Raw genomic sequence first — 16,243 nt, forward strand, 5'->3', positions numbered from 1 at the left:
TTCAGTGAGTATCTAGCTTTCTTTTTTTTGTGTAGAAGATGCTTTATAATGAATGAAGCCAAAGATAAACAATTAAGACAGGTATTTAGTGTAATTGCTTTTTTCTTTACCTGTTTCTATTATTAATGGATAGATATGAGCAATGAAGAAGGAGTTGATCTTAGTGATCAAACAATCAATCCTACCAGCTATTCGTAATATGAAGGATTTCGAGAAAGTCATCTCTTCGCAATATGAGTATATGATTTTACTGGATTCTCACATTACACAAATAAAAAGTGTTGTAGCAACAGCTAAGAAGCATAATAAAAAAATCCTCATTCATATGGATATGATTGATGGTTTAAAGAATGATGAAAGTGGCACTTTATTCGTTTGCCAAGAAATTAAACCGGCTGGGATTATTTCGACCAAGAGACAAGCGATTATTACAGCCAAGAAAAAAGGGGTACTAGCCATTCAAAGGCTTTTCTCCATTGATACCCTGGCGTTAGAGAATGGACTAGAGTTGTTGAAGAATACAAAGCCAGATTATATTGAAGTGTTACCTGGCATTATTCCAGAAATCATTCGCGAAGTTCATGAGAAAACGGATATAAAAATAATTGCTGGTGGCTTGGTGAGGGAGAAATCAGAGATTGAATCAGCCCTCGAATCCGGTGCTATCTCTGTTTCAACATCTAACAGGGATCTATGGGAGCTATAATTAACTGCGATCTTTTTCTACTTACAGCAGGTTTGTAGAAAAGGATGGCTTTTTTTATTACTGCAAAAAGATTGCATTTTCTATTCGCTGAAGAAATATAATGACTTGGAAGGGCGCTCATCTTCAGTCAGATTTGTTTACTTATCGACTCGGATTGCTGTGAACATGGGGATAAGTATCTTACTTGTTGTTAAAAACCGATCGGTCTGGTGATTTTTCTTTACATGTCTCTTATCTTACTCTTCTAAAAAATTTAATTATTTATTTGCAATCGTTTTCATTTTATTATAATATGGTTCGTACAAGTTAATTTATTTTGTCGGAGATTTAGAGAGGCATGCGAAATAACGTTTGATCGTTATTTTCTTTCGCATGCCTCTTTTTGTTTTCTCTTGAAAGGGTAATGTAAAAAGTAGTTTTATAGTCTATTAAATGATTAGGAGGATTACTGAATGTCTGATATTTTTATAGGAGAGCTAATTGGCACTTTCATATTAGTCGTATTCGGTGTTGGTGCTGGGGCCAATTTGAATTTAAACAAGACATTTGCTAATGGTGGTGGCTGGATTGTCACTTCGTTTGCATGGGGGTTTGCTGTCGCGTTTGGTGTCTACGTTTCAGATTTCTTTGGTGCGGGTGGCCATCTCAATCCAGCGGTAACATTGGCGGCAGCTTTAGCTGGTAGTATTGAGTGGGGAGCTGTTGCATATTATGTATCAGGACAAATGATTGGTGCATTTATTGGTGCAGCGTTTGTTATCTTATACTTCTATCCACACTGGAAAGCTACTAGTGATCAAGGCACGAAACTGGGCGTTTTCTCAACAAGCCCAGCAATTAAAAATACGCCATTTAACTTCATAAGTGAAGTACTCGGAACATTTATTTTAGTCTTTGGTTTGAATGCGATTGGGCTAAATTCATTTGCTGAGGGATTAAATCCTCTTATCGTTGGGTTCTTTATTGCCGCAATTGGTATGAGTCTTGGGGGAACAACAGGTTATGCGATAAATCCAGCTCGTGATTTAGGACCGCGTCTTGCCCATGCATTACTACCCATCCCAGGCAAAGGGTCTTCGGACTGGGGCTATGCTTGGATTCCAGTTGTAGGTCCATTAGTTGGGGCTGTTCTTGCAACATTTGTATTTCAATCTTTATTCTAATAAATAGGGGGATGCCGACATGACAAAAAAATATATCTTATCACTAGATCAAGGAACAACAAGTTCAAGAGCGATACTTTTTAATAAAGAAGGTCATATTGTAGGTGAATATCAACGGGAGTTTAAACAGCATTTTCCAAAGCCAGGCTGGGTTGAGCATGATGCGATGGAAATTTACGCTTCTATTCTTTCTGTTATGGCGGGTGTCATAAGTGAAAATAATATACAAGGCAGTGAAATTGCTTCTATTGGGATCACTAATCAAAGGGAAACAACGGTTGTATGGGATAAAAATACCGGTTTACCAATCTATCACGCTATCGTATGGCAATCCAGACAAACGAGTGAAATCTGCAATGAATTAAAAGCAAAAGGCTTAAATGATACTTTTCGTTCGAAAACGGGCTTATTAATTGATGCATACTTTTCAGGTACAAAAGTAAAGTGGATATTAGACAATGTTGAAGGAGCACGTGAAAAGGCAGAAAATGGCGACTTGCTTTTCGGAACGATTGATACATGGATTATTTGGAAGTTATCTAACGGTCAAGCACATGTAACAGATTACACGAATGCATCAAGAACATTAATGTATAATATTTACGATTTGAGCTGGGATGACGAATTATTAGATATTCTTACAGTTCCTAAATCTATGCTGCCTGAGGTGAAATCCAGTTCTGAAGTGTATGTGGAAACAGCGAAAGAGATTTTTGGCGATATCACGATTCCCATTTCCGGTATTGCTGGTGACCAACAAGCTGCTTTATTCGGTCAGGCTTGTTTTGAGAAAGGCATGGCAAAAAACACGTACGGCACAGGGTGCTTTATGCTTATGAATACAGGGGAAAATCCAGTGCAATCAGAAAATGGTTTACTCACAACTATTGCATGGGGACTGGATGGTAAGGTAGAATATGCATTAGAGGGTAGTATTTTTGTTGCTGGCTCGGCTATTCAATGGTTGAGAGATGGCATGAGAATGATTAAGACTGCCCCAGAAAGTGAAGACTACGCAACGCGTGTAGAATCAACTGATGGTGTTTATCTTGTACCTGCATTTGTTGGACTTGGGACACCCTATTGGGAAAGTGATATTCGAGGAGCTGCTTTTGGAATGACGCGTGGAACGACGAAGGAACATTTTATTCGTGCCACATTAGAGAGCCTCGCATATCAAACAAAAGATGTGTTAACAGCAATGGAAAGTGATTCAGGTATTGAGCTGAAGAAGTTACGTGTCGATGGTGGCGCTGTGAAAAACAATTTCTTAATGCAATTCCAAAGTGATATACTAGACACTATTGTTGAACGCTCAGAAATTAATGAAACAACGGCTTTAGGAGCTGCGTATTTAGCCGGCTTAGCTGTTGACTTCTGGACAAAAGAAGAAATCATTAATAACTGGAAAATTGGAGATTCATTTGAAAATCAAATGGAATCAAGCAAGCGTGACGAATTATATAACGGCTGGAAGAAAGCAATTAAAGCAACAATCGCATTTCAATAAAACAAGTTAATATAAAATGTTGGAGAATGAGAGACCGCAAATCAACCCTGTACATAAGGGCTATTTGCGGTCTTTTCTTTTATCCAAGGAAGGATGGATTATGATGAATAGAAAGGCAAACTTAAACGAATTGAAAAACAAAAAATTTGATTTACTTGTACTCGGAGGTGGGATTACCGGAGCTGGAATTGCTCTTGATGCCCAGTCACGTGGCTTAGATACAGGGCTAATTGATATGCAGGATTTTGCTGCTGGCACAAGTAGCCGCTCAACTAAGCTTGTTCATGGCGGGCTACGTTATTTAAAACAAATGCAAATAGGCGTGGTGGCAGAGGTCGGGAAAGAAAGAGCCATCGTTTATGAGAATGCACCCCATGTTACCAATCCTGAATGGATGCTGCTTCCGTTAATTAAAGGAGGTACATTTGGACCGTTTACTACTGGTATTGGATTAAGGGTTTACGACTTTCTTGCAGGTGTTAAGAAGAGTGAAAGACGGAAGATGCTATCTAAAGAAGAGGCAATTAAAAAAGAGCCATTACTTGTAAAAGACACCCTGAAAGGTGCAGGTTACTATGTAGAATATAAAACAGATGATGCCCGTCTCACACTTGAAGTCGCTAAAAAAGCAGATGAACTCGGTGCAACCTTAGCAAACTATGTCAAAGCAGACGACTTTATATATGAAAATGGCAAAGTCATTGGTGTAAATGCAGTTGATGTATTTTCAGGCGAAGCTTTCCCTATTTATGCGAAGGAAGTTGTTAATGCTACAGGCATCTGGGTAGATGGACTAAGAAAAAAAGATGGCTCTCTAAGCGGTAAGAAATTATTTCATACAAAGGGTGTCCACTTAGTATTTGACCAAAAAGACTTTCCGTTACAAAACGCTGTTTACTTTGACACACCAGATAAAAGAATGGTATTCGCCATTCCACGTAACGGAAAAACATATCTAGGCACAACAGATACTAAATATGAGGGAGACCTCGTAAATCCAGAAATGACAGAAGAGGACCGTGATTATCTACTAAAAACAGTAGAACTGGTTTTTCCAACATTATCATTGTCTAAAGACCAGATTGAATCACATTGGGCGGGTGTTCGTCCACTCATCTACGAAGAAGGAAAAAAAGAATCCGAAATCTCACGTAAAGATGAAATATTCTATTCTGATACTGGGCTCATCACCATAGCAGGTGGCAAACTAACAGGCTACCGCAAAATGGCCGAAAAAACAGTCGATGTTGTCGCAGAGAGATTAGGAAACACCCAATCATGTCAAACAGATCACATCATTTTATCAGGCGGTGATGTAGGTGGTTCTAATGGCTACCAGTCTTTTGTGGAAGAGCAAATAAAGAATGGTACAGCAATCGGATTTACAGAACAAGAAGCAAAGCGCATAGTCGAACGCTATGGCTCTAATATCAAAAACGTATTTGAAATTGCTAAAAAAGCTAAGGGTGAGCATGATAAAGTCAATCTATCCCTTGAAGCCTATGCTACATTAATCTATAGCTTAGAAGAAGAAATGACCGAAACCCCAACCGATTATTTTATGCGACGCACAAGTGCCATATTGTTTAATAAACAATGGGCAATGAACTATAGTGAAGCAGTTGTGACATTTATGAGTGATTATTTTGCTTGGAATGCACAAAGAACAGAGAAAATGAGAGAAGAGTTGAAAGAGGAAATAAATAAGGCATAATCATAGAAAATCGTACGGCCTGAGCCGTGCGTTTTTTTTTGAATTGGAATAAAGTTAGAAGTTTAAGGTTGCAATTATCAAGTTTGCTCACTTTTTAGTGGTTGTGTATTGATTACGACATGTCAAAGTAAACATGATCAGGATTTAAACGTGTGATTGAACATACTTAGGACACAAAGGATTATTTGCATGTCCACCTCTTACACCCTACTAAATTCGTTGGCGAATGATGTACTATAAAAGATAAAATGGGCTTGGAAGATAATCCAAACCCATTTTGTATCTTAAATGTCTTATTAATCCATAATCGCTACTAAACGTCCTGTCACTTCATGACGTTCTAAACGAGCTAAACCTTCCCCAATTTCATCAAAGGTGATTTCAGTAATGGCTGGATCGATATCGCCTGAAGCCATTAATTTATATACTTCTGCAATATCGTATTTATCTCCACCAACACTTCCGAGTAGGCTTGCAGCTTTTAAGATAAGTGGATCAGTATTAATTGTAGATTCTAGTTTCCCCATACCTACTAATACAACTTTACCACCTGGTGCAACTATATCAATTGCGCCAGCTGTTGTGGTACCGAAGCCAGCATAATCGACTACTAAATCTGGTGCAATATCGGCTAATTCTTTAATATCTTCAAATACATCTTTTACACCAATTTCTTTGGCTAATTCACGTGCTTTAGGGCTTACATCTACTGCATACGTTTCAATGCCAGCCACAACAGCTGCACGAGCAGCAATTTGACCTAATCCTCCGATACCAATTACTGCTACTTTCATTCCTGGTTTAGCTTCACCACGTTTGAACATTGCGTGATAAGAGGTCATTCCTGCATCGGTGCCAGCTGCCGCTTGTGCATAAGTTACACCATCAGGAATGGGTACAAGGTCAATCGCGGGAGCAGATACTTTATTTGAATAGCCTCCATCATAACCATATCCAGGTCCCATACCAACTAAGCTAACAGGACAAACACCAACGCGGTCACCTACTTTGAAATCGGTTACACCTTCGCCAACTTCAGTAATCATACCTGCTACTTCATGTCCCATAATGATTGGTTTTTTCTCGATAATATCCATCCATTTTGGATCATGTAAAGCTCCTACATCAGAATGACAAAGTCCAGCTGCCTTCACATCGATAATTACACGACCCTCAGTTGCTACTGGATCTGGTTTTTCAACTACTTTCAATGGTACATTGGTTGCTGTAAATTCCCAGCCTTTCATATTAACCCCTTCTTTCTAAAAGTTTTACCATGGTTCCTACCTAGGATTTGCCGATTAAATTGATATTACAATTGTACATTGTCGACAATATAAATTATAACGCTATTTGTGTATTCTGTATACTGAATCAAAAATAGCAATATATTACTGGCTTTCCTCTATACTTACTTTTCTATAAGAAAAGTTTGTCACCAATGCAAATGAGAGAATATTATTTAAAATATTCTCACTATTTATTGACCATTTAGTTTATTTGTCTTACAATAATACAAAATGAGGAGGGATGAATTATGCGATTGAACACAGAACGAAAAGAAGAGCCCCTTTTTATAAAAGTCCATGAAAAAGACAATGTAGCAATTGTTGTTAATGCTGGTGGGTTAAAGGAAGGTACAACCTTTTCTAACGGGCTGGTTCTTACTAGTAGAGTACCAGAAGGACATAAAGTAGCACTTAAAGAAATAGCTGAAAAGGATGAGATTATCCGTTACGGAGAGGTGATAGGGAAAGCGTTGAAACCTATTAAGAAAGGAAGTTGGGTAGAAGAGTCGATGGTTGAGCTTCCTATTCCACCAGATTTACATAAGTTAAGTATAGCAACTCGTGTGCCTGATGCCCTCCCACCATTAGAGGGGTATACATTCCGAGGATTTCGCAATCCTGATGGAAGTGTAGGAATAAAGAATGTTTTGGGAATATCAACAAGTGTGCAATGTGTTGTAGGTGTACTTGATTTTGCTGTGAAGAGAATAAAAAATGAATTACTGCCAAACTATCCAAATGTAGATGATGTCGTAGCTATTAATCATCAGTACGGATGTGGAGTAGCCATTCAAGCGCCAGAAGCAATCATCCCGATAAGGACTTTGCAGAATTTAGCTAAGCACCCGAACTTTGGAGGGGAAGCTTTAATCATCGGTCTTGGGTGTGAAAAGTTATCACCATTAATGCTCGCACCTGATGGTAAAGATCGCGACATATTGTCTTTACAAGAACAAGCAGGTTTTTCAGATATGGTAACAAATATTATGAATATGGCCGAAGAAAAGTTAGAGAAACTAAACCTTCGCAAAAGAGAAATCTGCTCAGTAAGCGATTTAGTGGTTGGCTTACAATGTGGGGGAAGTGATGCTTTTTCAGGTGTTACAGCTAATCCTGCTGTTGGTTATGCTGCTGACCTTTTAGTAAGAGCTGGTGCGACAGTCATGTTTTCTGAAGTAACTGAAGTAAGGGATGCAGTCCATCTTTTGACACCTCGGTGCGAAACGAAAGAGATTGGAAACGCTTTAATTAAAGAAATGCAATGGTATGATGAGTATCTTCAAAAAGGTAAAGCAGATCGAAGTGCGAACCCATCTCCTGGCAATAAAAAAGGAGGCCTATCTAATATAGTAGAGAAATCATTAGGTTCAATTGTTAAATCTGGTAGTAGTGCTATTTCTGGTGTGCTTGCACCAGGAGAAAAAGCAACACAGAAAGGTCTCCTTTATGCGGCTACTCCGGCAAGCGATTTCGTATGCGGTACATTACAGTTAGCTTCTGGCATGCATCTACAGGTATTTACAACTGGTAGGGGCACACCGTATGGATTAGCAATGGCACCTGTCATAAAAGTATCCACAAGAAATGCTTTAGCAGAACAGTGGAATGATTTAATTGATGTAAATGCGGGAACGATTGCCACAGGTGAATCAACAATTGAAGATGTGGGATGGGAAATATTCCATCACATTATTGAAGTAGCAAGTGGAGAAAGAAAGACTTGGGCAGATCAATGGGGGCTTCATAATGATTTAGCTCTATTTAATCCTGCACCGATTACTTAATTAGATAAAAAAAACGAACCCAGTACCGTTCTTTACATACGGTTTGGGTTCGTTTTTTATTCTAATACTTTTCCTTCAACAAACTTCAAATGATTGTACATTGCTTGAAATGCAGCCTGAGGATCTTTTTTCTTGAGTGCTTCATAAATGGCTTTATGATGTCTGATTGTTTTTTCTTTTTCTCGATATTTGATTTGTGCGTTGATTTTTACATGTGAGAGTAAAAGCGAATCAATCATTCCTTGTAAGACAGGATTATTTACACTAAGGGCTATAATTCGATGAAACATAAGATCATGTTCACCATACTCGTTGTCGACTGAATTTTCCATTTTGATAATTGTGTCATTCAAAGCTTCAAGAGTTTCATCTGTCATTTTTTCTGCTGCATATGTAACAAGACCTAGTTCTAAAGAGGTGCGTGCTTCAACGATTGCTTCAATATTGTCACTAACAAGGGAAAGCATGGTTGAAAATGGTTTATTACTTATACTCTCAGTAAAGTAAGTACCATCTCTCGTTTTTCTTTTTACAATACCAAGAGATTCCAGTGAAGTCATCGCCTCTCTCATGACGGGACGACTGACACCTAGAAGTTCCATTAATTCCATTTCCGGAGGTAGTTTGTCACCGGGTTTAAGTTTATTTGAAATTAATAAATCAATTATTTGTTCCTCTACTTGCTGAGCCAATGTTTTTCGTACGACTTGGCTACTAATTAAATCAAGCGCATCTTTCTTCACAATTGTCCACCATCCAAATTACAATAGTTTAATTAATCTAATTGTAATACAAATAGAATTAAAAGAATAGCAAGCCCTTTAGAAAAATAAATAAAAATTTTCAAAAAACATATTGTCAGTTAATTTAATTTGTCTTACAATTATACATAACAAATTGAAAGGGGAGGAATGAAATATGCATTCACCTAGAAAAGCACCTACAGGTATTCTCGGATTTCCTGTAGCTCCATTTGATGAAAATGGAAAGTTAGACGAAAAAGCGTTAGAAGTTAATATTCGATATTTGATTGAAGAAGGATTAGAGGCAATCTTTATCGCATGTGGGTCAGGAGAGTTCCAATCATTGAGTAAAGAGGAATATGAAATCATGCTTGATGTTGCCATCCAAGAAGCAGGTGGTAAGGTACCTGTTTATACAGGTGTAGGTGGAAATATTCAGGATGCCCTTTCATATGCGCGCTTATCAGAGGATAAAAAAGCAGATGGCTTTCTTGTATTACCTCCCTATTTAGCAGAAGGTGAACAAGAGGGATTATATGATTATCTGTATCAAGTAATCTCAGAAACATCACTTAATGCTATTGTTTATCAAAGGAATAACGCGATTCTACAACCTAGCACATTAGAGAAATTACTAGATTTAGAGCAGCTGGTTGGCCTAAAAGATGGTGTAGGGAATATGGAACTGAATATTTGTTTAACCAATCGTATCGGTAAACGTTTAAGCTGGTTGAATGGCATGCCTATGGCTGAGGTAACAATGCCAGCTTATATTCCATTAGGGTTTGATTCGTATTCCTCTGCAATTTCAAATTATATCCCTCATATTTCTAGACAGTTTTATGATGCTTTGTTACAAGGGAAAAATGAAATTGTCCACGAGATATATAAAGATATTATTTTACCAATAAATGAGATCCGTAAGCAGCGAAAAGGCTATGCAGTCTCCTTAATTAAAGCAGGTATGGAACTGTCAGGGTTACCAGTTCAGAACAAGGTTCGTGCACCTTTCACACCTGTAGAACTTGAACATTACAAACAATTAGAAAGTATTTTGCAACGAGCAAAAGAGAAGTATCCAAAAAAGCAAAAGATTGTCAGGGGGTAAGGGAATGAGTACAGTGACAACGGCAAACTACTTAAATTATATTAATGGGGAATGGATAGAGTCGAATTCAAATGAAACAATTGAAAGTATCAATCCGGCGGCACCGAGTGAAATAGTTGGTGTGATTCAATCGTCAACAACAGATGATCTAGATAAAGCTGTTGAAGCAGCGAAGCATGCTCAGAAACCTTGGAGAAATTTAAGTGGTGCCCAGCGTGGTGAAATACTTTATAAAGTAGCTGGATTAATGGAGGAGCGGTTAGAAGAAATTGCTGAATGTGCTACGAAGGAAATGGGTAAAACACTTGCGGAGACGAAGGGTGAAACGAAACGTGGCATAGCGATTTTAAAATATTATGCAGGAGAAGGAATGAGAAAAGTAGGTGATGTCATTCCATCTACCGATAATGAAGCATTGATGTTTACGACAAGAGTACCACTTGGAGTTGTGGGCGTTATCACTCCTTGGAATTTCCCTGTTGCTATTCCAATATGGAAAGTGGCACCAGCACTGATATATGGAAATACAGTAGTCATTAAGCCTGCTAGTGAAAGCGCAGTTACTTTTGCGAAAATTGCTCAATGCTTTGCTGATGCAGGATTACCAAAGGGTGTACTAAATATGGTCACTGGATCTGGCGCTGTAGTCGGTGGAGGGATTGCTAAACATCCAGATATAAAAGGAATTACTTTTACTGGGTCAAATGCAGTTGGTAAATCAATCGCACATGAGGCAATGAAACGAGGCGTGAAGTATCAACTTGAAATGGGTGGTAAAAACCCAGTAATCGTTGCCAAGGATGCTGATTTAGAGTTAGCAGTCGACGCTGTTATTAAAGGTGCTTTTCTCTCTACTGGACAAAAGTGTACAGCAACGAGCCGAGTGATTGTAGAAGAAGCGGTATATGATAGATTTGTAGAAAAATTGGTGATTGAAACGAAAAAGATTACGATTGGATCAGGTCTTCATGCAAGTAGTTGGATGGGACCATGTGCAAGTGAGTCGCAATATAAAAATGTATTACAAGCTATTCAAACAGGGGTAAGTGATGGTGCAAAGCTGCTTCTAGGTGGTAAGCCATATGAAGACAAGGAGAGTGGTGGCTATTTTGTCGAACCAACGATCTTTGAAGTAGCAGATCAAGAAATCGCTATTGCTAGAGAAGAAATTTTCGGACCGGTTATCGCTCTCATAAAAGTTTCGTCATTAGAGAGCGCAGTTGAAGTAGCTAATGATTCTGCTTATGGCTTAAGTGCTTCGATTTTTACGCAAAATATTACAAGAATGCTGAAATTTGTTCAAGAGATGGAAGCGGGATTGATCCGGATTAACGCTGAAAGTGCTGGTGTTGAATTACAAGCACCATTCGGTGGTATGAAGGAATCGAGTTCACATTCACGTGAACAAGGAGAGGCAGCAAAAGAATTCTTTACATCTATTAAAACTGTGTTTGTAAAAGGCTAGCATCAGGATGAGTGGGCAGCGCGACCTACTCATCATTTAAAAAAACAGTAGATTGTTTACGCTTACATTCAATAAAATAAAAGAGGGTGATTACCATGGCAGTCCTTAAATCGGAAAGACAAATAACACCAGCAACAGGAAAGAAAACAAAAACGAGATGGTTAATTGTTCTAATGATCTTTATTGTCACAGTTATCAATTATGCTGATCGTGCTACTTTATCAATTGCCGGTCCAGCGCTATCAAGTGATCTAGGTATAAATTCAGTGATGATGGGGTATTTATTTTCAGCATTTGCGTGGTCCTATGTATTAGGGCAGATTCCTGGTGGATGGTTGCTTGATAAATTTGGCTCTAAGCGTGTTTATTTTTGGAGTATTTTCCTTTGGTCTTTGTTTACTTTAGTACAAGGGTTAATAGGTTCATTTCAATCAGTCACAACAGTTGTTATCATTTTATTTGCCTTAAGATTTTTTGTAGGGTTGGCAGAATCACCATCTTTCCCTGCAAATAGCCGAATTGTAGCTGCATGGTTTCCGAGTGCGGAAAGAGGGACTGCCGCAGCAATCTTCAATTCAGGTCAATACTTTGCTACTGTACTATTCGCACCTATCATGGGGTATATCACCTTCACATTTGGTTGGGAATATGTCTTCTTTTTCATGGGGGCCATCGGAATCATTGTAGCCTTTGTATGGTTAAAAACGATATACAACCCAAAAGATCACCCTAAAATTAATCAAGCGGAGTTGGATTATATAAAAGAAGGTGGCGCATTAGTTGATATGGATACTGCGGCCAATCAAGTAGAGAAAAAGCAAGGGCCGAACTGGCAATATATAAAGCAATTATTAAGCAATAAAATGCTTCTCGGCGTCTACCTAGGACAATATTGCATAACGACCTTGACCTATTTCTTCTTAACATGGTTCCCGGTCTATTTAGTGGATCAAAGAGGTATGAATATATTAGAGGCAGGTTTAGTTGCTTCATTACCTGCTATCTGTGGATTTATTGGTGGTATATTGGGAGGAACGTTCTCTGATTTCTTATTGAAGAAGGGTGTCTCGATAACGGCAGCAAGGAAAATACCAATTATTACTGGTTTACTTCTCTCTATGAGCCTCGTTATTGCTAACTATGTGACCACAGAATGGGTAGTTGTTTTTGTAATGTCCCTAGCTTTTTTTGGCAAAGGATTTGGGTCTCTGGGATGGGCCGTTGTTGCGGATACTTCTCCGAAAGAGATGTCAGGGGTGAGTGGAGGATTGTTTAATACTTTTGGTAATGTAGCAGGTATTACTACTCCAATCATTATTGGCTATATTGTAGGCACAACTGGATCTTTTAATATGGCGTTGTTGTTTGTTGGTGCGAGCGCTTTAGTCGCAATATTAAGTTATTTATTCCTTGTAGGTGAAATTAAGCGAGTAGAATTGAAGAAAGTTTGATAGGGGAGGAAGAAAGGTATGGAAGCAAATATAGTAGATAAAATGATAGCCAAAGAAGCACCTGTTATCACAAAAGTGGAGGTCATCCCTGTTGCAGGCAGAGACAGCATGCTCTTGAACTTAAGTGGCGCTCATGCCCCTTTTTTCACTCGGAACATCTTAATTTTGCATGATCATTCTGGCCGAATGGGAGTAGGTGAGGTTCCTGGAGGAGAATCTATTCGTCAAACGCTAGAAGCTGCAACAGAGATAATTATTGGGAGTTCAATTGGTGCTTATCAACAAGTGCTTAAACAGGTCAATGAAGCATTTGCTAACAAGGATGTAGCAGGAAGAGGACAACAAACTTTTGATTTGCGTACAACCATTCATGTAGTTACAGCTATCGAATCGGCGTTCCTTGACTTACTTGGTAAATATCTGAATGTACCTGTATCGGACTTGCTAGGAGAAGGTAGGCAGCGTGATCAAGTTGAAGTATTAGGCTATTTATTCTATATTGGTGACCGTCATAAAACAGATCTCCCGTATGAATCACCAACAAGCGATAATAATCGTTGGTTTCAGTTACGCCATGAAGAGGCCGTAACACCAGAGCAGGTGGTAGCCCTTGCTGAAGCCGCATACGAAAGATATGGATTTAAAGACTTTAAACTAAAAGGCGGCGTGTTTAATGGAGAAGAAGAAATGGAATCCATTATAGCCATTAAAGAACGCTTCCCTCATGCTAGAGTGACACTTGATCCTAATGGGGCTTGGTCCTTAAATGAAGCCATCGCATTATGTAAAGGGAAAAATCATATACTCGCCTATGCAGAAGACCCATGTGGGGCTGAAAATGGCTTCTCATCTAGAGAAATTATGGCTGAGTTTCGTTTAGAAACAGGCTTACCAACCGCAACTAATATGATTGCCACAGATTGGAGACAAATGGCACATAGTATTCGCCTACAAGCTGTTGATATACCTCTTGCCGACCCCCATTTTTGGACGATGCAAGGTTCTGTGAGAGTTGCCCAAACATGCAAGGACTTTGGCTTAACATGGGGTTCCCATTCTAACAATCACTTTGATATATCGCTGGCGATGTTCACCCATGTCGCAGCTAGTGCACCAGGGAAGGTAACAGCTATTGATACACACTGGATTTGGCAGGAAGGTCAGCATCTAACAAAAGACCCCTTCATAATAAAAGAAGGAAAAATCGAAGTACCAAAAAAACCAGGCTTAGGCATTGAGATAGATAGAGAGAAACTAGCAGATGCTCATCAACTCTATAAAACATACGGACTTGGCAGCAGAGATGATGCCAAAAGTATGCAATACTTAATTCCAAATTGGCAGTTTAATCCGAAGAAACCTTGTATGGTTAGATAAGGATAAATAAACGGTTCAGATAACACCAGGATTGTGTCCTGGTGTTTATTTAGCTTTTCTAAAACTTACTATTATGTAAGATCTAAGACCAATTGTGTACGATCAAATAAGTCTTGTCAGTATGAAGGCGATAAAGGTGAATAACTAGAAGGATTTAAGTGCTAGAGTTAAAGTAAATAAAAAAAATGAAAAAATATGACGAAATATATTTTAAATATTTAGAAAAATATGTATAATTACTAAGATAAAGGTCTTGGTAGTTAATCATATTTATAGTATTGATGTACTAGTCACAGTGAAAGGCTTGTGCGTGGGTTTGAGTCAATAGGTGGAGATACGACAAAATGTCTTTTAGAAACGATGAATATCTTTATTTCTTTTGATGAGAGTGTGAAGAGAAAGATAGAGATAAGTGAGCGGTGGGAGATGAGGGACTTTATTCGAGTATTAAAGAATAACGAACCATTTTATTTCTCACTTTTTATTTTAACATGAAGACAATGTCAGGTTGAGAATTTGTTCCATATGTTATAAGGGCTAAGATTAAAGGTCTTCATAGAACGCGTCATTTTTAAAAAGTAATAACACAGTTACGTATAGAGAAAGAGTTAGCGGAGAAATATCGAGATGAGAAGATGGTTCAACCATTAGTTGCCGACATGAATCATTGGGGGATAAAGGACTCTTCATTTCATTTTGGCCCCTGTTGGCAAAGAAGCAATGGCCATTAAACAAAGTCTAATCTATGAATATTGTTTATAAATCTCCTCTTTCAAATACGAAGCTCATAAAAAAAGAAATGGAGGGATTTAAGGGGTAGTTCGAGTATACAATATCCAGTTTGTAAGTCATTTAAAAGAGTATTGAAAGCAAGTGATTAGATGTTTGTAATCTCATTCTTTGGTTCGATAGACAAGGAGGTGAAGCTTAGGGAGAGCTAATTAAAATAAAAGCACTCAAGTCAGTCCTGGCAGACATAGGACTTGAGCGCTGTGCAGTTGGTATACCAACATGATGTTAGTATACCCTTAATTTACTTAATTGAAAATAAGTAAATAAGAAAGGGGATAAAAATGTTAAACCGTACTGATTATTTACTGAAGGGAAAAACCGAAGCTTTAAAAGCGATAAATGTACATAATAACTATATTCATACACAAGTAATCGAAGGAAAGAATACAACTTTTATTGTGGAAAAACCACCAATAGCCATTGTAAAAGACAGTTTGAGAGAGTATGGAATGACCTATAAAGGGGCTCTTCAAGCTGCTAAGTACAAGCTAGATAAAAAAAGTACACCTCCTATTCGTATTTGGGGGGCTCAGGATATGTATTGGTTCTATTTTTCATCTCAATACGATATTGATAATACATTTGTTTCTCTAGCACATATTCATGAAATGCAACCATTCAATAAAAATATGACAAAGATAATTTTAACAAGCGGTTATTATTTCAATCTTTCTATTAGCTGTAACAAAGCTAAGAAAAGGTGGGATCAAGCACGCCTTCTTCGTGGACAAATTCAAGATTCAATAAATAAGCAATCATTCGTTCCTTTAATGGAGCTCCCTGGAATGATTAGTGAAGAAAAGGAAGAGTATAAATCAGAATGAAAATATACGTACGAAGGGTCAGTTCGAGAATCAAGGAGTTATTGCCATATAAGCAGGACAACCAGTAAAATCGCTACTAATAAAAGAAGAATTAGAGAGATAAGTAGGGCAATCAGTGGAATCACTACTAATAAAAGAAGAATTAGTGAGATAAGTAGTGCAAACAGTGAAATCGCTACTAATAAAAGGAGATTATGTGAGATAAGTAGGGTAACCAGTGAAATCGCTACTAATAAAAGAAGAATTAGAGAGATAAGTAGTGCAAGCAGTAAAATCGCTACTAATAAAAGAAGAATTAGTGAGATAAGTAGGGTAAC

Annotated in this window: 13 protein-coding genes; 10 read left to right on the forward strand and 3 right to left on the reverse strand. The window is 38.1% G+C overall.

Translation table 11 applies throughout. The features are described from left to right. The first annotated feature begins 163 nt into the window (after positions 1–163). The 4 genes from MKY26_RS22000 to MKY26_RS22015 all read left to right on the forward strand — a co-directional run bounded on the left by MKY26_RS22000 (position 164) and on the right by MKY26_RS22015 (position 5,093). Positions 164–706 carry a glycerol-3-phosphate responsive antiterminator gene (locus MKY26_RS22000; protein WP_307319033.1) on the forward strand — a complete coding sequence of 181 codons (543 nt, stop codon included), beginning with the start codon at positions 164–166 and terminating at the stop codon, positions 704–706. A 452-nt stretch (positions 707–1,158) separates the two neighbouring features. Then, positions 1,159–1,869 carry an MIP/aquaporin family protein gene (locus MKY26_RS22005; RefSeq protein ID WP_095370423.1) on the forward strand — a complete coding sequence of 237 codons (711 nt, stop codon included), beginning with the start codon at positions 1,159–1,161 and terminating at the stop codon, positions 1,867–1,869. A gap of 19 nt (positions 1,870–1,888) precedes the next feature. Continuing rightward, positions 1,889–3,379 carry a glycerol kinase GlpK gene (gene glpK / locus MKY26_RS22010; protein WP_307319031.1) on the forward strand — a complete coding sequence of 497 codons (1,491 nt, stop codon included), beginning with the start codon at positions 1,889–1,891 and terminating at the stop codon, positions 3,377–3,379. Positions 3,380–3,479: 100 nt separating this feature from the next. Further along, a complete protein-coding gene (locus tag MKY26_RS22015) occupies positions 3,480–5,093 on the forward strand; it encodes a glycerol-3-phosphate dehydrogenase/oxidase (protein WP_341098653.1) in 1,614 nt (537 codons plus the stop codon). A 296-nt stretch (positions 5,094–5,389) separates the two neighbouring features. Here MKY26_RS22015 and MKY26_RS22020 read toward each other — a convergent pair whose 3' ends face one another. Then, positions 5,390–6,340: a zinc-binding dehydrogenase gene (locus MKY26_RS22020; RefSeq protein WP_095370421.1), complete on the reverse strand. Its 951-nt coding sequence runs from the start codon at positions 6,338–6,340 to the stop codon at positions 5,390–5,392. A gap of 290 nt (positions 6,341–6,630) precedes the next feature. Between MKY26_RS22020 and garD the strand changes: the two genes are divergently transcribed. After that, entirely contained in the window at positions 6,631–8,166 is a 1,536-nt protein-coding gene (garD, locus tag MKY26_RS22025) for a galactarate dehydratase (RefSeq protein ID WP_307319024.1), read from the forward strand. Between the two features lie 56 nt (positions 8,167–8,222). On the opposite strand, the gene MKY26_RS22030 is transcribed toward garD, so the two are convergent. Next, the gene (locus MKY26_RS22030; protein WP_095370419.1) at positions 8,223–8,909 is read right to left on the reverse strand and encodes a FadR/GntR family transcriptional regulator; all 687 of its coding nucleotides are present in this window, start codon (positions 8,907–8,909) and stop codon (positions 8,223–8,225) included. 175 nt (positions 8,910–9,084) lie between these two features. On the opposite strand from MKY26_RS22030, the gene kdgD reads away from it, so the two are divergent. The 5 genes from kdgD to MKY26_RS22055 all read left to right on the forward strand — a co-directional run bounded on the left by kdgD (position 9,085) and on the right by MKY26_RS22055 (position 15,926). Further along, the gene (gene kdgD, locus MKY26_RS22035; protein ID WP_095370418.1) at positions 9,085–10,017 is read left to right on the forward strand and encodes a 5-dehydro-4-deoxyglucarate dehydratase; all 933 of its coding nucleotides are present in this window, start codon (positions 9,085–9,087) and stop codon (positions 10,015–10,017) included. Positions 10,018–10,021: 4 nt separating this feature from the next. Further along, positions 10,022–11,482, forward strand: coding sequence for an alpha-ketoglutaric semialdehyde dehydrogenase GucD (gucD, locus tag MKY26_RS22040; protein ID WP_095370417.1), 1,461 nt, complete (start codon positions 10,022–10,024; stop codon positions 11,480–11,482). Between the two features lie 95 nt (positions 11,483–11,577). After that, positions 11,578–12,933 carry an MFS transporter gene (locus tag MKY26_RS22045; RefSeq protein WP_095370416.1) on the forward strand — a complete coding sequence of 452 codons (1,356 nt, stop codon included), beginning with the start codon at positions 11,578–11,580 and terminating at the stop codon, positions 12,931–12,933. Between the two features lie 18 nt (positions 12,934–12,951). Next, a complete protein-coding gene (gene gudD / locus MKY26_RS22050) occupies positions 12,952–14,310 on the forward strand; it encodes a glucarate dehydratase (RefSeq protein WP_233435307.1) in 1,359 nt (452 codons plus the stop codon). A gap of 1,073 nt (positions 14,311–15,383) precedes the next feature. Next, a complete protein-coding gene (locus tag MKY26_RS22055) occupies positions 15,384–15,926 on the forward strand; it encodes a competence protein ComK (RefSeq protein WP_289432938.1) in 543 nt (180 codons plus the stop codon). A 38-nt stretch (positions 15,927–15,964) separates the two neighbouring features. On the opposite strand, the gene MKY26_RS22060 is transcribed toward MKY26_RS22055, so the two are convergent. Beyond that, positions 15,965–16,243: hypothetical protein (locus MKY26_RS22060; RefSeq protein ID WP_341098656.1), on the reverse strand; the 279-nt coding region annotated here is incomplete at its 5' end.

This window comes from Cytobacillus sp. FSL R7-0680 (assembly GCF_038009245.1).
Taxonomy (GTDB): Bacteria; Bacillota; Bacilli; order Bacillales; family Cytobacillaceae; genus Cytobacillus; species Cytobacillus kochii.